The organism is Chitinivorax sp. PXF-14, from assembly GCF_040812015.1.
Lineage (GTDB): Bacteria > Pseudomonadota > Gammaproteobacteria > Burkholderiales > SCOH01 > JBFNXJ01.
Window position 1 is genome coordinate 251,818 of record NZ_JBFNXJ010000001.1, and the last position, 17,780, is coordinate 269,597.

Here is a 17,780-nt window from a genome sequence, read left to right on the forward strand (position 1 = left end):
CGTTACCCGAATTTCATAAAAAATCAGGAAACATCATGAGCGAACAGCAACAACCGGTCTTCCAGATCGAAAAAATCTACGTCAAGGATCTGTCCCTCGAGATCCCGCATGCACCGGCGATTTTCCTCGAGCGCAACCAGCCCGAGATCGACATGCAGATCCACACCGAGAGCAGCAAGATCGACGAAGGCTACTTCGAAAACGCGCTCACCGTGACCGTGACTGCCAAGGTCGGCGACAAGACCATGTTCCTGGCCGAAGTGACCCAGGCCGGCATCTTCCAGATCCGCAACGTGCCTGAATCCGACATGGGGGCCGTACTCGGCATCGGTTGCCCGAATATCCTGTTCCCGTACGTCCGCGAAACCGTATCCGACGTGGTGAACCGCGCTGGCTTCCCGCCCGTAATCCTCGCGCCGATCAACTTCGAAGTCCTGTACGCGCAACAACAGGCAGCCAATGCCGAGCAAGCCGCTGCGCCTCAGCACTAAGCGCCTTGCCATCCTGCTGTCGGCGCTCGTGCCGACGGCAGGTTTCGCGCTCGACTTCCAGTCGGTCGCGCCCAATGCGGCCATCCTCTACGCCGCGCCCTCCCTTGAAGCGAAGAAGCTCTACGTCGTCGGCCGTGCCACGCCGTTCGAAGTCATGTCCGTGTCGGGCGACTGGGCCCGCGTGCGCGATCGGGATGGCTCGCTGGGCTGGGTCGAGAAGCGTGCGCTGTCCGCCAAACGCACCGTGGTCGTCAACGTGAGCCGCGCAAGCATCCGCGCCAGGCCGGACGATACCGCACCGGTGCTGGCCGACGCCGGCCGCGATCTGCTGCTGGAGCTGGTCGAAGCACCCGCCAACGGCTGGGCCAAGGTCAGGCACCGTGATGGTGTGGTAGGCTATCTTCCCCTCAAAGACATCTGGGGTCTCTGAATCCGATGAAAATCGCCGTTCTCGGCGCCGGTGCCTGGGGCACCGCGCTCGCCATCAGCTTTGCCCGCAAACACGACGTCACCCTGTGGGGGCGCAATGCGGAGCAGATGGCACAACTCGCTGCCGATCGCATGAATCGGCACTATCTCGATAATTGCCCGTTTCCCGACAATCTCAAGCTCAGCGACGATCTGGCCGCCACGCTGCAGGGCGCGGAGCTGATTCTCGTGGTCACCGCCAGCGCGGGCCTGCGCCCGACCCTGCAGCAGATCATCGCCGTCACGCCGCAGCCGGTCCCGGTGATCTGGGCCTGCAAGGGCTTCGAGGCGCAGACCGCGCTGCTGCCGCACAAGGTGGTCGAGGCCGTGCTGCCGGCGGGGACGCCGGCTGGCGTGCTGTCCGGCCCGAGCTTCGCGCGCGAAGTGGCGCAGGGCCTGCCGGCCGCGGTCTCGCTCGCGAGCAGCGATGGCGCCTTTGCCCACGATATCGCTGCCAAGCTGCACCATAGCCGCCTGCGCATCTATTCGAGCGACGACATCATCGGTGTCGAGGTCGGTGGCGCGGTCAAGAACGTGATGGCGATTGCCGCCGGCATCGCCGACGGCATGAAGCTCGGCCACAACGCCCGCGCGGCGCTGATCACGCGCGGCCTGGCCGAGATGACGCGGCTCGGGCTCAAGCTCGGCGGGCGGCAGGAGACCTTCATGGGGCTGGCCGGCATGGGTGACCTGATCCTGACCTGCACCGGCGACCTGTCGCGTAACCGTCGCGTCGGCATGCTGCTGGCCGAGGGCAAGCAGCTACCGCAGATTCTCGCCGACCTGGGCCACGTGGCCGAAGGGGTTGCCTCGGCGCGCGAGGTGCAGCGCCTGGCGCGCGAGAATCAGGTCGAGATGCCGCTGACCGACGCGGTGTGCCGTGCGCTGTTCGACAACGTGCCGGTCACCGATGTGCTCGACTCGCTACTCGAACGCCAGCCCAAGGCTGAATTCCGCCAGTAGCGCGGGCCTGGACAACAAAATGGCGCGAGCCCAGCCTGGGTTCGCGCCATTTTTTTGCCCAGCGGCTGGCCGGGTCAGAAGTGGTAGACCAGCGTCAGCCGTGTTTCGGTGTCGGATTCCTTGGCCTCGGCCGGTGAACGGTTGGTGCGCGAGGTGAGCACCCCGACCTTGAGCGCGAGCGCGCCGCTGAGCTTGTTCTTGATGCTGATCTCGAACTGCTCGACGCCGACGTCGCCATTGGCCTCAACGCTGGCCTTCTGGTGCAGCGAGGTGTAGGGATTGAGCTGCCACGCCATCTCCTGCGCCAGGTAGACCACGCCTTCGCGCTGCGTCCGGCCCTCGCGCTGCAGGCGCCAGCGCATGCCTGGGCCGGCATCGAGCGACAGGTAGTTGTCGTTGCCGAAATCGAAGGTATGGCCGAGCCCGGCGATCAGCACGTCGGTGCGCCGGTTCGGGCCGAAGCGGTTATGCCGTTGCTTGGCCATGCCGAAGGCGTAGTCGGCATCGGGGACCAGGTAGGTCTCCGCCTTGAACATCGCGTTGTAGCGCGCCGACGACACGCTGTAGCGGCTGTCCTCCTCGTGCTTCTGGCGCTCGTAGCGGCCGTCGATCGCCACCTCGTAGCGCCTGTCCTCGTATTGCTTCTGCATGTCCAGCTCGCCGAGCCACAGCTGGCTGTGGCTGCTGCCGGTACTCAGGTAGAAGCCGAGCTCGACGTCGCCCTCCCAGGGGGCGTCGAGCGGTTCTTCATCGTCGCTGGCGTGGGCGGCGCCTGCGAGCAGGGCGGTAACGAGCAGCAGATGGCGGATCATGCCGCACCTCCGAAGCCGTTCTGGCGCCAGGCCTCGTAGACGATCACCGCAACCGCGTTGGAGAGGTTGATGCTGCGGTTGTTCGGCATCATTGGCAGGCGGATGCGCTGCAATTCGGGAAAGCTGTCGCGCACCTCGGCCGGCAGCCCGGCGGTCTCGCGGCCGAACAGGAAGACATCGCCCGGCTGGTAATCGACACGGTCGTAGCGCGCCGAGCCGCGCGTGGTGGCGGCGAAGATGCGGCGGCCGGCGAAGTGGGCGAGGCAGGCTGCCCAATCCTCGTGCACCTGCATCGAGGCGTATTCGTGGTAATCGAGGCCGGCGCGACGCATTTTTGCGTCGTCGAGCGGAAAGCCCAGCGGCTTCACCAGGTGCAGGTCACAACCGGTATTGGCGCTGAGCCTGATGATGTTGCCGGTATTCGGGGGAATTTCGGGCTGGAACAGAATAATGCTGAACATGATAGGGGACTGACGTATTGCTCGCTGCGCATGATACGCGAATCGTCCTACTTGATGGTTGTGAGCTTGCGAATGGCGTGGTCGAGCACGACGACCGGTTCGGCCGCCAGGGCTGATGGGGCAATGATCGGCAACAGCCGTGCCAGGCGCATCCTGAAGGTATTCGTGCGGTGAGGTGGCAAGCATAAGCCAGGCAGCGGCGGCGCAGCAGCCGCAGCAGCCGGTCGCGAGCTGATAAAATATCGTGCATGACACCGACGACCTATATCTCCACCTACCTCGGCAACCGCTTTTATCCGCTCGAACCACGCATCGACAAGGTCGAGATCGAGGATATCGCGCACGGCCTGGCCTTCCAGTGCCGTTTCAACGGCCAGACCTGCGATTTCTACTCGGTTGCGCAACACAGTCTGATTGTCGTCGACCTCGTGCCCGACGAGCTCAAACTCGCCGCCTTGCTGCACGATGCCGCCGAGGCCTATCTCGGCGACCTGGTGAAGCCGCTGAAGGCGCTGGTGCCGGCGTTCTCGACGATCGAGGATGGCGTCACCCAGCTGATCGCAAAGGCGTTCCGCGTCGATTTCTCCAATTACGCGCAGATCAAGCGTGGCGACCTGATTGCGCTCGCCACCGAAAAGCGCGACCTGATGCCGTATTCGACCGAGGACTGGGACTACCTCGACGGCATCGCACCGCTGCCCGAGATCATCCGCCCGATGAGCCCGATGGCCGCCAAGCAGGCCTTTCTCGACCGCTACACCGCGCTGACCGGCGTGCGGGTGAGCCCGGCGCTACGCTTTGGCGGCTGAGCTGCACGTTTTTTGCTGACGAAAATATATTCCATTTGAGTGATTGATTGCGCTCTCCGGCCCCGCCCATAATCCCGTGGCGGCCAGCTCGCAGGCCGCGAGGGAGCGGGGATTGCCCCGAATAACGATATCAATCATGGGATCTCATCTTGGATACACTCGTCTATCGCAACGAGCGGACCTTGTTCGTCGTCAAAGCCGTCATTTCCGCCATCGTCTGGATCGCGCTGCTGGTCGGCACGGTGGGCATCATGCTGATGTACCTGCTGTTTTTCTTCATCGGCTACCTGTTTGCCCAATCGGGCCTGATTGCCTACCTGAAGGGTACGGCCGTGCGCATCTCGCCCGAGCAGTTCCCCGACCTGCATCAACGGCTTGAGCATTGCGCCGCGAGGCTGGGGCTCGACGATGTCCCCGAGGCGTATCTGTTGCACGCCAATGGGGCGTTCAACGCATTCGCTACCAAGTTCCTGTCGCGTCACTACGTGGTGCTGTTCTCCGACGTGGTCGATGCGCTCGACGACAGGCCCAATGCGCTCAATTTCTATCTCGGCCACGAGCTGGGCCACATCAAGCGCAGGCACCTGACCTGGGGCCCGCTGCTGTGGCCGGCCAGCATGATCCCATTGCTGGGGGCGGCCTATGCGCGGGCGTGCGAATACACCTGCGACCGCCACGGGCTGGCGTGCTGCGATGACCCGGCCGATGCGCGCCTGGGGCTCGCGGCACTAGCCGCCGGCGGGCGTCGCTGGAAGAGCATGAACCAGATTTCCTATATGAAGCAGGTGAAGGAAAGCAGCGGCTTCTGGATGTCCTTCCATGAGCTGGTGTCGGATTATCCCTGGCTCACCAAGCGCATCAACGCCATGCGCCAGCTTGGCGATGGCCGGGAGCCTGCCCAGCCGGGGCGTAACGTGTTTTCCTATGTGCTGGCGCTGTTCATTCCGCGCCTGGGGGTCGGCGGCGGAGGCGGTGGTGCGATCGTTACCATTGCCATGATCGGCGTCCTGGCGGCGGTGGCCCTCCCCGCTTACAAGGACTACCAGAAGCGCGCGGCATTGCAGCGCATGCATATGCTGCAGGCGCCCCAGGCTGAATTTGCACCCTCAGCGCTGGCGCTGCCAGAGCCGCCCGTCGCTGAGGAGTGAGCCCTGGTGGGTGATTCGGGCTTCCGCCCGGTGATCGAGTGAGCCGGCGCAATGCCGGCTCCTTCATTTGGCCTGGTGCGGCAGCGTGCGTGCCAGCACCAGTGTCTCGACCCGCGCGGCACCTGCCTGTCTGGCGACGCGGGCGAGCTCGTTGAGGCTGGCGCCGGTGGTCATCACGTCGTCGACCAGCAGCACGCGCAGGCCGTCGAGCCGAGCATGGCTGACGAATGCGCTCTTGATGTTGCGGACGCGCGCCTTCCACGGCAGGTCGGCCTGGTGGGGCGTCTCGCGCGGCTTGGCCAGGCTGTCGGCCTGAATCGTCAGGCCGTGGCGGGCCAGTGGCCGCGCCAGCTCCAGCGACTGGTTGAAACCGCGTTCGGCTAACCGGGCGGGTGACAGCGGCATCGGCAGCACGAGGTCGATCGCGCTCAGCTCGTGCTCGGCCAGCAGCGTCGCGAGTAGCGGCAGCAGGCTGATGCGGCGGCCATATTTTGCGGCGTGCAGCAGCGTGTCGAGGGGAAAGGCATACGCCAGGCTGCAGTGCGTGGCATCGAAGGCTGGCGGCTTGCGCAGGCAGGCGCCGCAGGTGGCGCCATCCAGCGTCGGCAGTGCACAGACCGGGCAGCGCGCCGCCGGCAGCCAGGGCAGGTCCGCCCGGCAAGGCGGGCAGAGTGCCGCCGTGCCGCTAGCAGTGCCGCACAGCACGCAGCTGGCTGGTAATAACCATTGCATAATATTTGTGCAATGGTTTAGAAATTTGTTTGCATGGTTTGACAACTGGCTTCGCTCTCATCGAAGATGCCGGCAACGCAACGAATTCAGGGCATTCCTCATCATGAACGACGCCACTCTGCATTTCCACACCAAGGAAACCAAACAGCCGCACGCCACCAGCGTCAACTGGAGCGAGGCTGAGATCGAGGCGCTGTTCCAGCTGCCATTCAACGACCTGCTGTTCCGTGCGCAACTGACACACCGCGAGCATTTCGATGCCAACCGCGTGCAGCTGTCGACGCTGCTGAGCGTCAAGACCGGCGGTTGTCCCGAGGATTGCGGCTATTGCCCGCAGTCGGTCCGCCACAGCACCGGCGTGGAAAACCAGGAGATGCTCGAACTCGACACCGTGCTCGACGCCGCGCGTGCGGCCAAGGCCGCCGGTGCCAGCCGCTTCTGCATGGGTGCGGCCTGGCGCGGGCCGAAGCAGAAGGATCTCGAGCACATCAAGGAGATGGTCAGCAGCGTCAAGGCGCTGGGCCTCGAAACCTGTGCCACGCTGGGCATGCTCAAGGAAGGCCAGGCCGAGCAGCTGCGCGACGCCGGCCTCGACTACTACAACCACAATCTCGATACCGCGCCCGAGAAGTACGGCGACATCATCCACACGCGCGACTACGACGACCGCCTCGATACTCTGCGCAAGGTGCGCGATGCCGGCATTCACGTGTGCTGTGGCGGTATCGTTGGCATGGGCGAGACGCGCAGCGAGCGTGCCGGCCTGATTGCCCAGCTCGCCAATCTCGATCCGCAGCCGGATTCGGTGCCGATCAACAATCTGGTGCAGGTGCCCGGTACGCCGCTCAATGGCACCGAGACACTGGACTGGACCGAGTTCGTGCGCACCATTGCGGTTGCCCGCATCACCATGCCGCGTTCCTTCGTGCGGCTGTCCGCCGGGCGCCAGGAAATGCCCGAGGCGATGCAGGCGCTATGCTTCATGGCCGGTGCGAATTCGATCTTCTACGGCGACAAGCTGCTCACCACCGGCAACCCGGAAATCGAGCGCGACCGCCAGTTGCTGGCCAAGCTCGACATCCAGTCGCTTTGACCAATCACGGCGCCCGTATATAGTGAAGGGGCTGCCCTGTCCGTCCGCGCCTGTCGCGGCGGCAGGCGTGGCCGGGCGCCACGGCCTTTCCGCGTGCGTTTGAGATATCCATGCCACTTCCCGACTTGCACGCCGCCTTGAAACAACTCGACGAACAGGGCCTGCTTCGCCAGCGCCGCGTACTGGAATCGCCCCAGGGCGCGCATGTACTGATCGATGGCAAGCCCTATATCGCCTTTGCCAGCAACGACTATCTCGGTCTCGCCGGCCATCCGGAGCTGATCGAGGCGACGCGCCAGGCCGTGCTCAATTGGGGCGTCGGCGGTGGCGCATCGCATCTGGTGGCGGGGCATTTCAGCGCGCACGAGGCGCTCGAGACTGTCCTGGCGCGGTTCGTCGGGCGCGATGCGGCCTTGCTGTTTTCCACCGGCTACATGGCCAATCTCGGCGTGGTGACGGCGCTGGCGGGGCGCGAGGCGGCGATTTTCGCCGACAAGCTCAACCATGCCTCGCTCAATGATGCCTGCCTGTTGTCGCGCGCCCATTTCAAGCGCTTCGCCCACAACGACATGGCCATGCTTGAGCGCCTGCTGGCCGAGTCGAACCACGATACCAAGCTGATCGTTGTCGACGCGGTCTACAGCATGGATGGCGACCAGGCACCGGTCAGCGAGCTGGTGCGGCTCGCCGACCGGTACGATGCCTGGCTGCTGCTCGACGATGCGCACGGTTTCGGCGTGCTCGGGCCGGACGGGCGCGGCTCGCTGGTCGCGCACCAGGTCAGCTCGCCGCGCGTGATCTACATGGCCACGCTGGGCAAGGCTGCTGGCGTGGCTGGCGCGTTCGTTGCCGGCACGCAGGACATGATCGACTGGCTAACCCAGCGTGCCCGCACCTATATTTACACCACGGCCCAGCCTCCGATGCTGGCCGAAACCCTGCTCAAGAGTGTGGAGCTGATCGAGCGCGAGTCGTGGCGGCGCGAACACCTGCGCAAGCTGATCGCTGTGCTGCGCAAGGGACTGTCCGCCTCACCGTGGACCCTGATGCCGTCGGAGACGCCGATCCAGCCGCTGCTCATCGGCGACAACGCCGAGGCGCTGCGCGTGTCGGAGCAATTGCGCGATGCCGGTTTCTGGGTGCCCGCGATCCGGCCACCAACTGTCGCACCAGGGACGGCACGGCTGCGCATCTCGCTGTCGGCTGCGCATCTAGAGCAGGATGTCGAAAATTTGTGCGGCGCTATATTACGTTGTGCGCAATAATCGCGCCTTTCGCAAGGCATTGGTGCTAACCCTATGATCACAATCGGTAAAAAGACTTCCCTGCTGTTCATCGCGCCTGTCGCCATCTGGGCGGCCCAGGCCGTGGCCGGCGATACCTATCCCACGAGCCCGAAATCGGTCGTCGAGGCATATGTGTCGGCGGATGCGACGGGTGATGCCATGCAGGGCAAAACCTGGGCGAACGTACAGAAATTTACCACCTGGCCCGCCTCCTACAGCTGGGATGGCTGCCTGGTGGTGAAGACGCACGATATCGGCGCACCGAGCGAGGCAGGCGGCAAGACACAGGTCACCGTCACCTATGATGTCATCGGTGAATTCGACGGCGTGCGCATGGCGCTGGCCCCGCGCAAGGACCAGCTGACGCTGGAACTGGCGCAGCAGGGCGGCCAGTGGAAGATCGGCGGCGAGCCCGCCAAGCCCAGGTTGAGCCCGCAGGCGGCGCTGCCGCTGCTGAAGGACGCGCTGGAGCAGGCCAAAGCGATGGGCGACGACGTGGTCAAGGCGCAGATCGAAGAGAGCATCGCCGCGCTCAAGTAATATCGAAGGAATACATGTCGCTACACATCGAGACTCTGGGCCGTGGGCCGAATCTGGTCATGCTGCACGGCTGGGCGATGCATGGCGGCATCTGGCATGGCGTGGCAGAGGCGCTGGCCGAGCACTTCTGCGTACACCTGGTCGATCTGCCGGGGCATGGCCTGAGCCCGGCGGTCGAGCCCTACAGCCTCGATGCGATTGCAGAGCGCGTCGCAGGCGAATTCCCGCTGCCGGTCCATGTGCTGGGCTGGTCGCTCGGCGGTGCGGTGGCGTTGCGCTGGGCGCTCAGCCATCCGTCTGCGGTCGACAAGCTGGTGCTGGTGGCCAGCTCGCCGTGTTTCGCCCAGCGCGAGGATTGGCCAACGGCCATGCAGCACGAGGTGCTCGGGCGGTTTGCCCAGGAGCTGCAGGCCGACTACGAGGGCACCTTGAAACGCTTCATCGCCCTACAGGCGCTGGGCGGCCAGGCCTCACGCGAGGTGCTGAAGGCCTTGCAGGCGAGGCTGTTCGAACGCGGCCGGCCCGACCCGGTGGTGATGAGGCAGGGCCTCGACATCCTGCGCGATGTCGATCTGCGCCCCGAGCTCCAGCATCTCGACCCGCCGACCTTGCTGATCTATGGCGAGCGTGACGGGCTGACGCCGGCCCCAGTGGGGCGCTGGCTCGCATCCAGGCTGCCCGATGCCGAGCTGGAAATGCTCAAGGACAGCGCGCACGCGCCGTTCATTTCCCACCCCGAACGCTTTGTCGAACGGGTTTGCCAGTTTCTGAAGTGATCGCATGTACATTCCACATTCCTTTGCCGCGACGGATGAGTCCAGGCTGTTTGCGCTGATGCGCGACAACCCGTTTGCCACGCTGGTGTCGCCCGGCCAGGCCGGGCCTCAGATCGCCCACCTGCCGTTATTGTTCGACGCAGATCGGCGCGTGCTGTGCGGCCATTTCGCGGCCGCCAACCCGCAGTCTGGCGCGGAAGGTGCCGTCGTCGCCGTGTTTCATGGCCCCCATGCCTATGTGTCGCCGAGCTGGTACGTCAACCCCGGCGTGCCGACCTGGAACTATGCCACCGTGCACGTGCACGGACAGTTGCGCCACATCGCCGATGCTGACGCCAAGCTGGCGCAGATGCGCGAGCTGGTCGCGGCGTTTGAGCCAGACGGCGCCTGGACGCTCGATCAGGCGCCGAATCTGGCGCACATGCTGGAGCACATCTTGACATTCGAGATCGCCATCGAGACGATCGAAGGCAAGTTCAAGATGAGCCAGAACCGGCCGGCGGATCGCCCCGGCGTGATCGAGGCGCTGGCCGCCAGCCCGTACCCAGAAGACCGGCGCACCGCGGCCTTCATGCTGGAGCAGCCATGAGCGAGCCGTTCTACACCGACAAGCAGCAGGTCAGGCGCTCGTTCGAGCGCGCGGCCGATAGCTACGATGCCGCCGCCGTGCTGCAGCGCGAAGTAAGCGACCGCATGCAGGCTCGCCTCGACTACATCAAGCATCTGCCCGCATGGCTGCTCGATGCGGGCTCCGGCACCGGCTACGGCACGCGCAAGCTGCGCGAGCAGTACCCCGACGCGCGCGTCATCGAGCTCGACTTGGCGCTGGGCATGCTGCAGGTGTCGGCGGGGCAGGCCGCGTGGTGGAAGAAGCACCTGCCCTTCATCAAGCACAGCCGTCCGCCACAGGTCTGCGGTGACATCGAGCGCCTGCCGCTTGGGGATGCCTCGGTGGACATGGTGTGGTCCAACCTCGCGATCCAGTGGTGCAATACGCCGGACCTGGCGTTTGCCGAATTCCATCGCGTGCTGAAGCCGGAAGGCCTGCTGATGTTCGCCACGCTGGGCCCCGACACACTGAAGGAGCTACGCCAGGCGTTCAGCGGGCTCGACGGGCATACCCATGTGAACAAGTTCATCGACATGCACGACATCGGCGATGCGCTGGTGCGGGCGGGCTTCAGCGAGCCGGTGATGGACATGGAAAACATCACCCTGACCTACGATTCGGTCAGGGCCGTGATGGCCGATCTCAAGGCCATCGGCGCGCACAACGTCACGCAGGGTCGCGGCCAGGGCCTCATGGGCAAGCAGCGCTGGCAGCAGGTACTCGACAACTACGAGAAACTGCGCCGAGACGGCCGCCTGCCGGCGACTTACGAGGTCGTTTACGGCCACGCCTGGCGCCCGCAGCCGAAACCGCCGACGCAGCTCGCCGATGGCCGCCAGATCATCGAGTTTCGCCCGCGCCCCAAGCCCGACGCCTGAGCGGCCATGAGCGCATTCTTCGTCACCGGCACCGATACCGAGGTCGGCAAGACCTTCGTTACCAGCCTCTTGCTGCGTGAACTCAATCAGCGCGGGATGAGCGCGCTGGGCATGAAACCGATCGCTTCGGGCTGTTACTCCGGCCCCGAGGGGCTCACCAACGAGGATGTCGAGGCGCTGCTGGCGGCTGGCCACCATGCGGTGCCGCGTGCGCTGCTCAACCCCTATGCCTTCGAGCCGCCGATCTCGCCGCATCTCGCCGCCACCCGTGCCGGGGTCGAGATCGATGTCGAACGTATCAGGCTGAACTTCGGTGAGCTGGCGCGGCAGGCGGATTGCGTGCTGGTCGAAGGGGCGGGCGGTTGGCATGCGCCGATCTCGGCGCAGGCCGACATGGCCGATCTGGCGTATGCCCTGGGGCTGCCGGTGATCCTAGTGGTCGGCATGCGGCTCGGCTGCCTCAACCACGCCATCCTCTCGGCACGCGCCATCGAGGCCAGCGGTTGCTCGCTGGTCGGCTGGGTGGCCAACCGCATCGCACCCGAGATGCGCGAATTCGAGGCCAATCTGGCCACGCTCGAAGCCAGGCTGCCCGCGCCGCTGCTCGGCGTCGTCCCGCATGCGGTGCCGGGCGAGCCGCCCCGGCTGCTCCGCGCTTCGCTCACGGCCCTGCTGGCGCGCGGCTGATCCGCCGCTATTCGTTTTCCGGGTGGCTGTCACCAGGCGGCATCGGCGCCAGATAGCCAATCACCAGCAGCAGGATGCCCACGCCAAGGAAGGACACGATGCGAGCGATCGTGCCGCTCGATGCGAGATCGTTGACGAACAGCTTGCCCACCACCAGCGCGAGCAGGCCGGCGCCGGCGTACCACGGTGGCCGCTGGCCGAGCCGTGTGGCGCTGCGCATCAACCCCAGCGCGGTGCTCGTCCACAGCAGCGAGAGCAGGGTCTGTGCCTCCACCGAATCGAGCAGCGACGCGATGTCATAAGGCACGCCGAGCCAGTGGTGGATGCAACGCAGCGCCAGCGCGTTGAGGCTCAGGAAGGCAAGCACGGCCAACACGGGGCTTGCGACGGGACGCACCTTGGGCGTGCTGTCGAGCGCGGCCCAGGCTGCACCGAGCATGGCCGCCTGGATCAGGTCCACCGGGTTGAGCAACGGCAGGTAGAGCGGCAGCGGCGCCAGCTCGGTGCTCGCAAGGCCGAGTTGCCATAGCGCGCGCAGGCCAAGCCATGCCCACACCATGGCGAACGTGGCCTGCAGATAGATCGGCTGGACGAGCCAGGCGCTGCCCGGTTTCCGCTGGCGGCCAGCCAGCCAGATCGCGGCCAGCAGCGCGGGCAAGGAGGTGGCGACATCGTGCCAGAGGTGCACCCAGCCGTTGTCGGCGGTACGCCAGTCGAGCTCCCAGCTGGCCGCGCCGATGGCTAGCCACAGCAAGGCCGGCAGCAGTGCCGCAACGATGACGCTGTCCTGCTTGTGCAGTTGCCGGCGCACGATGTGCCCGGCGGTGGCAAAGGCCGCCGGCCAGCTCAGCCAGCCCCAGCCCTGCAGCGGATGTGCGTCGCTGTCGGCGAGCCAGAGCAGGTGCAGCAGTATCGCAGGCACCAGCAGCAAGGCGGTCAGCCGCAATGCCGGCCACGTGAGGCGCGCACCGCGCCAGTCTGCCAGCACGGCGCTGGCCGTAACGAACAGCAGCAGCCACGGGGCCTGCTGCCATGGCTCGTGCGCCACGCGGGACACCAGGTCGTACCCTGCCGTGAGCCACCACAGCACGCCCCACCCAAGCCAGAGCGTTGCACCAGGGTCGGTGCCGCGCCAGCGTTCGAGGCGGGCTATCAGCAACGCCGACACGGCGATCAAGCCATAGCCGAGATTGACCGCATCGAGCGGCGGGCCGCCACGGGGCGTATCGCCCAGCAGGAAATACAGGCTCGCGCCAAGCGCCAGCGCCATGCCGAAGAAGCGCGCCAGTGGCCGCTGCTGGCGATGCCCGAGCCAAACCAGGGCGGCCCCTTCGAGTGTCCAGATGGCGAAGGTCGGGTACACCTCAAACGCGAAGAAGGGCGCCAGCGTGGCGAACAGCACCGCGAGTACGCCATAGGCCTCGGCCAGCACGGGCCAGTTGCGGCGGCAGCGCAGCCCCAGGGTGGCGTAGAGCAGCGCGACGAGCAGGGCGCTCCACGTCATGACGCGATCGGCTGCCGGCTGCGCCAGGCTCCACTGCAGCAGCGTGCACGCAAGCGGCGTGCCGAATACCAGCGTGCCGTCCACCAGGCCGCGCAAGCTCGGCGGCTGGCGGCTCGCGAGCAGCAGCGGCAGGGCGGTGTAGAGCAGGAAGTAATAGACCAGGAAAGGCTCGGTGCTGGCGAACTGCTCGGGCTGGTACGAGAACACCCCCCAGGCGACTGACACGGCAAAGGTGAACCAGAAGCCGGTCAGGCACAGCGCGCGCCAGGGCTTGAACCAGCACAGCAGCACGATGAGGCTGTTGATCAGCGCGTAGTAGCTGAACAGCAATACATGGTGTTCGCCGCCGCTGGCCGCGAGCAGCGGCGCGAGAAAGGCACCGCTGAGGCCCAGCTGGGCAAGCGCCTGCGCATCCTGCCGCAGCGCCAGTGCGATGGCGATGCCACCAAGCAGGGCAAAGCCGGCGAAGGCCAGCGTGGGCGAAATCAGCTCGAACTGCTTGAGCGCGAAATAGACATCGAGATAGGCCAGGCCGACCCCGCCGCCCTGCAGGATCAGCGCATAGGTACGCCGTTCGCCCAGCCAGCGGTGGCCGAGCCAGAGCAGGCTGGCTGCGATGGCCGCGACACCGAGCAGGCGCGATTCGGGCGGCAGCAGGGCATGGTCGTAGGCATATTTGAGCAGGAAGCCGACGCCGAAGAACAGGACGATGATGCCGACCTTGGCAACCAGATTGCCGGCAAACAGCCGCTCCCACCAGCGCGCCTTGGGCGTCAGCTGATCGGGCGGCAAGTCGGCCTGCGTGGTGTCGGCTGGCTGCGGCGAGACTTGCCCGGTCCGTGCGGCTTCTGCCAGGCTGGCCGGTGCTGTGATGTCGACATCGGCGAGGGCTGGAGCCGGCATGCGGACCCCGGCCAGTGCTGCGACCTGCGCGGCAGGCGCTGTGCCCGCCATGGCCGGTGAGGCCTCTGCTGGCGCTTCTACGGCCGGCAACGGCACGGGGCCGGTGGTTGGCTCGTTCTGCGAGAGGCGGTACTCAACGGCTGCCAGCCGGGCTTCGATCGATTCCAGCCGGGCCAGGAGATCGGGCGGTGAGGCCTGTTTCCCGCGCTTACCCACGGTCAGTTCGAGTGCGACGCCAAGCGCCAGCCCCGCGACGGCGCCAATCGTGTTGTCGAGCAGGGCGCCGATGATCAGGCCGGCGAGTATCCACATGAGGCGTCCTTGGCGGTTTTTGTGCCACTGTAACAGAGGTGCGGCACCGTGCAATCGGGCGAGCGGAGGGGCTTGGGCATGTGCAGGCAAAACAGCGGTTTGCGTGTTTGTTGCATTGCAAATGATTTTCGTTGCTTGTCATCATTACTGATGGACTTGCCTGTCCTCGCCACATTCATCCCGGGGTGCCTTGAATCTCGCGAATCGCGGTCTAGTATTGAAATTGTGCCAAAGCCATCGCCATGTCGATGGCATGGTTGGGTGGCTTTTGAATGGCGTAACCTTATGTTTAAAATGGGTTTGATGTTGCGCTGCACAAGCTGTTTGGAGCTTGTGTTCTAAAAATCCGTTTGTTAGTATCATCATCAATTTGTCGCGCCAGAGCTTGATCTAACTCAAGTCGCAAATTGGCAGGGCATGTTACGCAAGTGCCGTAGGGCCCGTTGTAACAACCATAAGAATCGCCCTGCGGTCTGCACCCAAAGACTTCAAAAAAAGTGATGGGGAGACCATGAGACGCAAGCTGATAACAATAACAGCAGCAGCGCAGGGAGGGCTTGCCGCCCTGTTCTCGCAGGCCAGCCAGGCAGCCTACCAGACCGACATGCAGCCACCGGCCACCGAGCTGGCGAGCCGGGTGATCGGCATCCACGAGCTCATGCTGTACATCTGCATCGCGATTTTCGTCGTGGTGTTCGGCGTGATGTTCTACTCGATGTTCAAGCACCGCAAAGCGGTGGGCCACAAGGCCGCCAACTTCCACGAGAACACCACGGTGGAAGTGATCTGGACCATCATCCCGTTCTTCATCCTGATCGCCATGGCGCTGCCGGCGACCAAGGTGGTGCTCGCTCAGAAGGACACCAAGAGTGAGGACATGACGATCAAGGTTACCGGCTACCAGTGGAAATGGGGCTACGACTACCTGCAGGAGGGCGTGCAGTTCTATGCCAACCTGTCCACGCCGCGTGACCAGATCGAAGAGTTTCAGGGCAAGGGCGCGGGCAAGGGCGAGCACTATCTGCTCGAAGTCGACAACCCGCTGGTGGTGCCGACCGGTAAGAAGATTCGCCTGCTGCTGACCGCCAACGACGTGATCCACTCGTGGTGGGTGCCGGCCTTTGCCGTCAAGCAGGATGCCATCCCCGGCTTGATCCGCGATAGCTGGTTCAAGGTCGACAAGCCCGGCATCTACCGCGGCCAGTGCGCCGAGCTGTGCGGTAAGGAGCATGGCTTCATGCCCATCGTGGTCGAGGCCAAGACGCCGGAGGAATACGCCGCCTGGATCGACAAGAAGAAAAAAGAAATCGCCTCCCAGCAGGATGACCCGAACAAGGTGTGGAAGCTCGATGAGCTCGTCGCGCGTGGCGAGAAGGTGTATGGCGGCAACTGCGTGGCCTGTCACCAGGCCAACGGCAAGGGTATCCCCGGCGCCTTCCCGGCGCTCGACGGCTCGAAGATCGCCACCGGGCCGAAGCAAGGCCATGTCGGGCTCGTGCTGGCCGGCAAGGGCGCCATGCCAAGCTGGAAGCAGCTCTCCGATACCGAGATCGCCGCTGTCATTACCTACGAGCGCAATGCCTGGGGTAACAAGAAGGGCGACATGGTCCAGCCTTCCGAAGTCAAAGCGGCGCGCAAGTAAGGAGATTTCATGAATTCGATGGCAAAAACGGTGGCCGCGGACGAGGCGCATGCTCATGGCCATGACGATCATCATCCGAGCGGCCTCGCGCGCTGGCTGACCGCCACCAACCACAAGGACATCGGCACGCTCTACCTGTGGTTCAGCTTCACCATGTTCCTCACCGGCGGGGTGATGGCGCTGTGCATCCGGCTCGAGCTGTTCAGCCCCGGCCTGCAGTATTTCCGCCCCGAGCTGTTCAACCAGTTCACCACGCTGCACGGCCTGATCATGGTGTTCGGCGCCATCATGCCGGCCTTCACCGGCCTCGCCAACTGGATGCTGCCGCTGATGCTCGGCGCGCCCGACATGGCGTTTGCGCGCATGAACAACTGGTCGTTCTGGCTGCTGCCGCCGGCCGCCCTGCTGCTGATCATCAGCTTCGCCGTGCCGGGCGGTGCGGCCGCGGCAGGCTGGACGCTCTATGCACCGCTGTCGACGCAGATGGGCATGGGCATGGACCTGACCATCTTCGCCATCCACATCATGGGGATGAGCTCGATCATGGGTTCGATCAACATCATCGTCACCATCCTCAACATGCGTGCGCCGGGCATGACCATGATGAAGATGCCGATGTTCGCCTGGACCACGCTGATCACCGCCTACCTGCTGATCGCCGTGGTGCCGGTGCTGGCCGGCGCGGTGACCATGCTGCTGACCGATCGCCACTTTGGCACCTCGTTCTTCAATGCCGCTGGCGGCGGCGACCCGGTGATGTATCAGCACATCTTCTGGTTCTTCGGCCACCCCGAGGTCTACATCATGGCCCTGCCGGCGTTCGGCGTGGTCAGCCAGGTGATCCCGACCTTCGCGCGCAAGCCCCTGTTCGGCTACCACTCGATGGTCTACGCGACGTCATCGATCGCGATCCTGTCCTTCATGGTGTGGGCGCACCACATGTTCGCCACCGGCATGCCGGCGGTCGGGCAGCTGTTCTTCATGTACGCGACGATGCTGATCGCTGTGCCGACCGGGGTGAAGGTGTTCAACTGGATCGCGACGATGTGGAAAGGCTCGATGAGCTTCGAAACGCCGATGCTGTTCGCCATCGGCTTCGTCTGCCTGTTCACCATGGGCGGCCTTTCGGGGCTGATGCTGGCGATCGCGGCGGCCGACATCCAGTATCAGGATACCTACTTCGTGGTCGCGCACTTCCACTATGTGCTGGTGGCCGGTGCGCTGTTCAGCCTGTTCTCGGCCTATTACTACTGGGCGCCGAAGTGGACCGGCTACATGTACAGGGAGCGCCGCGGGCAGATCCACTTCTGGTGGTCGATGATCGCCTTCAACCTGACCTTCTTCCCGATGCATTTCCTCGGCCTCGCGGGCATGCCGCGCCGTATCCCGGACTATGCGACGCAGTTCGCCGGTTTCAACGAGATCGCCTCGATCGGTGCATTCGCCTTCGGCCTGGCGCAGGTTTACTTCCTGATCTTCGTCGTGCTCGACAACATCCGCGGCGGCGCCGGCAAGGCGCCACAAAAGCCATGGGAGGCCGTCAACACGCTCGAGTGGGAGGTGCCGTCGCCGGCGCCGTTCCATACCTGGGAAACACCGCCGCCGCGCGAGTTGATCGATCGCCTGGCGCGTGAACAGAAGCTGCATTGAGCCAGGCCCTGCCGC

General features: G+C 64.8%; 18 protein-coding genes. 14 read left to right on the forward strand and 4 right to left on the reverse strand.

Going from position 1 to position 17,780, the window contains the following annotated elements:
• The first annotated feature begins 35 nt into the window (after nucleotides 1–35).
• The 3 genes from secB to ABWL39_RS01155 are packed head-to-tail and all read left to right on the forward strand — an operon-like array spanning nucleotide 36 to nucleotide 1,922.
• Nucleotides 36–491, forward strand: a complete 456-nt coding sequence (gene secB / locus ABWL39_RS01145; RefSeq protein WP_367786388.1) for a protein-export chaperone SecB — start codon at nucleotides 36–38, stop codon at nucleotides 489–491.
• Entirely contained in the window at nucleotides 460–921 is a 462-nt protein-coding gene (locus ABWL39_RS01150; RefSeq protein ID WP_367786389.1) for an SH3 domain-containing protein, read from the forward strand. The genes secB and ABWL39_RS01150 overlap by 32 nt, the downstream gene beginning before the upstream one ends.
• 5 nt (nucleotides 922–926) lie before the next feature.
• Complete coding sequence (locus tag ABWL39_RS01155; protein WP_367786390.1) at nucleotides 927–1,922, forward strand: NAD(P)H-dependent glycerol-3-phosphate dehydrogenase; 996 nt, start codon at nucleotides 927–929, stop codon at nucleotides 1,920–1,922.
• 74 nt (nucleotides 1,923–1,996) lie between these two features.
• Here ABWL39_RS01155 and ABWL39_RS01160 read toward each other — a convergent pair whose 3' ends face one another.
• Both ABWL39_RS01160 and ABWL39_RS01165 read right to left on the reverse strand, forming a co-directional pair.
• Entirely contained in the window at nucleotides 1,997–2,734 is a 738-nt protein-coding gene (locus tag ABWL39_RS01160) for a YdiY family protein (protein WP_367786392.1), read from the reverse strand.
• Nucleotides 2,731–3,195, reverse strand: a complete 465-nt coding sequence (locus ABWL39_RS01165; RefSeq protein ID WP_367786394.1) for a tRNA (cytidine(34)-2'-O)-methyltransferase — start codon at nucleotides 3,193–3,195, stop codon at nucleotides 2,731–2,733. Before ABWL39_RS01165 ends, ABWL39_RS01160 begins: the two co-directional genes overlap by 4 nt.
• A 248-nt stretch (nucleotides 3,196–3,443) precedes the next feature.
• Here ABWL39_RS01165 and ABWL39_RS01170 point away from each other — a divergent pair, with 248 nt between their 5' ends.
• Nucleotides 3,444–4,004 carry a phosphohydrolase gene (locus ABWL39_RS01170; protein ID WP_367786396.1) on the forward strand — a complete coding sequence of 187 codons (561 nt, stop codon included), beginning with the start codon at nucleotides 3,444–3,446 and terminating at the stop codon, nucleotides 4,002–4,004.
• Nucleotides 4,005–4,153: 149 nt separating this feature from the next.
• Nucleotides 4,154–5,152 carry a M48 family metalloprotease gene (locus ABWL39_RS01175; protein ID WP_367786397.1) on the forward strand — a complete coding sequence of 333 codons (999 nt, stop codon included), beginning with the start codon at nucleotides 4,154–4,156 and terminating at the stop codon, nucleotides 5,150–5,152.
• A 63-nt stretch (nucleotides 5,153–5,215) separates the two neighbouring features.
• Here the strand turns inward: ABWL39_RS01175 and ABWL39_RS01180 are convergent, their stop codons facing one another.
• Nucleotides 5,216–5,884, reverse strand: coding sequence for a ComF family protein (locus tag ABWL39_RS01180; protein WP_367786398.1), 669 nt, complete (start codon nucleotides 5,882–5,884; stop codon nucleotides 5,216–5,218).
• A 103-nt stretch (nucleotides 5,885–5,987) separates the two neighbouring features.
• Here ABWL39_RS01180 and bioB point away from each other — a divergent pair, with 103 nt between their 5' ends.
• The 7 genes from bioB to bioD all read left to right on the forward strand — a co-directional run bounded on the left by bioB (nucleotide 5,988) and on the right by bioD (nucleotide 11,754).
• On the forward strand, nucleotides 5,988–6,977 hold the full coding sequence (gene bioB, locus ABWL39_RS01185) for a biotin synthase BioB (RefSeq protein ID WP_367786399.1): 990 nt from the start codon (nucleotides 5,988–5,990) through the stop codon (nucleotides 6,975–6,977).
• Nucleotides 6,978–7,087: 110 nt separating this feature from the next.
• Nucleotides 7,088–8,242, forward strand: a complete 1,155-nt coding sequence (gene bioF, locus ABWL39_RS01190; protein WP_367786401.1) for an 8-amino-7-oxononanoate synthase — start codon at nucleotides 7,088–7,090, stop codon at nucleotides 8,240–8,242.
• Between the two features lie 33 nt (nucleotides 8,243–8,275).
• A complete protein-coding gene (locus ABWL39_RS01195) occupies nucleotides 8,276–8,803 on the forward strand; it encodes a hypothetical protein (protein WP_367786403.1) in 528 nt (175 codons plus the stop codon).
• Nucleotides 8,804–8,817: 14 nt separating this feature from the next.
• The gene (gene bioH, locus ABWL39_RS01200) at nucleotides 8,818–9,579 is read left to right on the forward strand and encodes a pimeloyl-ACP methyl ester esterase BioH (protein WP_367786405.1); all 762 of its coding nucleotides are present in this window, start codon (nucleotides 8,818–8,820) and stop codon (nucleotides 9,577–9,579) included.
• 4 nt (nucleotides 9,580–9,583) lie between these two features.
• Nucleotides 9,584–10,168 carry an FMN-binding negative transcriptional regulator gene (locus ABWL39_RS01205; RefSeq protein ID WP_367786406.1) on the forward strand — a complete coding sequence of 195 codons (585 nt, stop codon included), beginning with the start codon at nucleotides 9,584–9,586 and terminating at the stop codon, nucleotides 10,166–10,168.
• Nucleotides 10,165–11,067, forward strand: coding sequence for a malonyl-ACP O-methyltransferase BioC (gene bioC / locus ABWL39_RS01210; RefSeq protein ID WP_367786408.1), 903 nt, complete (start codon nucleotides 10,165–10,167; stop codon nucleotides 11,065–11,067). The genes ABWL39_RS01205 and bioC overlap by 4 nt, the downstream gene beginning before the upstream one ends.
• A gap of 6 nt (nucleotides 11,068–11,073) precedes the next feature.
• Nucleotides 11,074–11,754: a dethiobiotin synthase gene (gene bioD / locus ABWL39_RS01215; protein ID WP_367786410.1), complete on the forward strand. Its 681-nt coding sequence runs from the start codon at nucleotides 11,074–11,076 to the stop codon at nucleotides 11,752–11,754.
• A 7-nt stretch (nucleotides 11,755–11,761) separates the two neighbouring features.
• Here the strand turns inward: bioD and ABWL39_RS01220 are convergent, their stop codons facing one another.
• Nucleotides 11,762–14,473 carry a DUF2339 domain-containing protein gene (locus ABWL39_RS01220; protein WP_367786412.1) on the reverse strand — a complete coding sequence of 904 codons (2,712 nt, stop codon included), beginning with the start codon at nucleotides 14,471–14,473 and terminating at the stop codon, nucleotides 11,762–11,764.
• A gap of 511 nt (nucleotides 14,474–14,984) precedes the next feature.
• On the opposite strand from ABWL39_RS01220, the gene coxB reads away from it, so the two are divergent.
• A complete protein-coding gene (gene coxB, locus ABWL39_RS01225) occupies nucleotides 14,985–16,115 on the forward strand; it encodes a cytochrome c oxidase subunit II (RefSeq protein WP_367786414.1) in 1,131 nt (376 codons plus the stop codon).
• 18 nt (nucleotides 16,116–16,133) lie between these two features.
• On the forward strand, nucleotides 16,134–17,765 hold the full coding sequence (gene ctaD / locus ABWL39_RS01230; RefSeq protein ID WP_367786909.1) for a cytochrome c oxidase subunit I: 1,632 nt from the start codon (nucleotides 16,134–16,136) through the stop codon (nucleotides 17,763–17,765).
• Nucleotides 17,766–17,780: the final 15 nt, after the last annotated feature.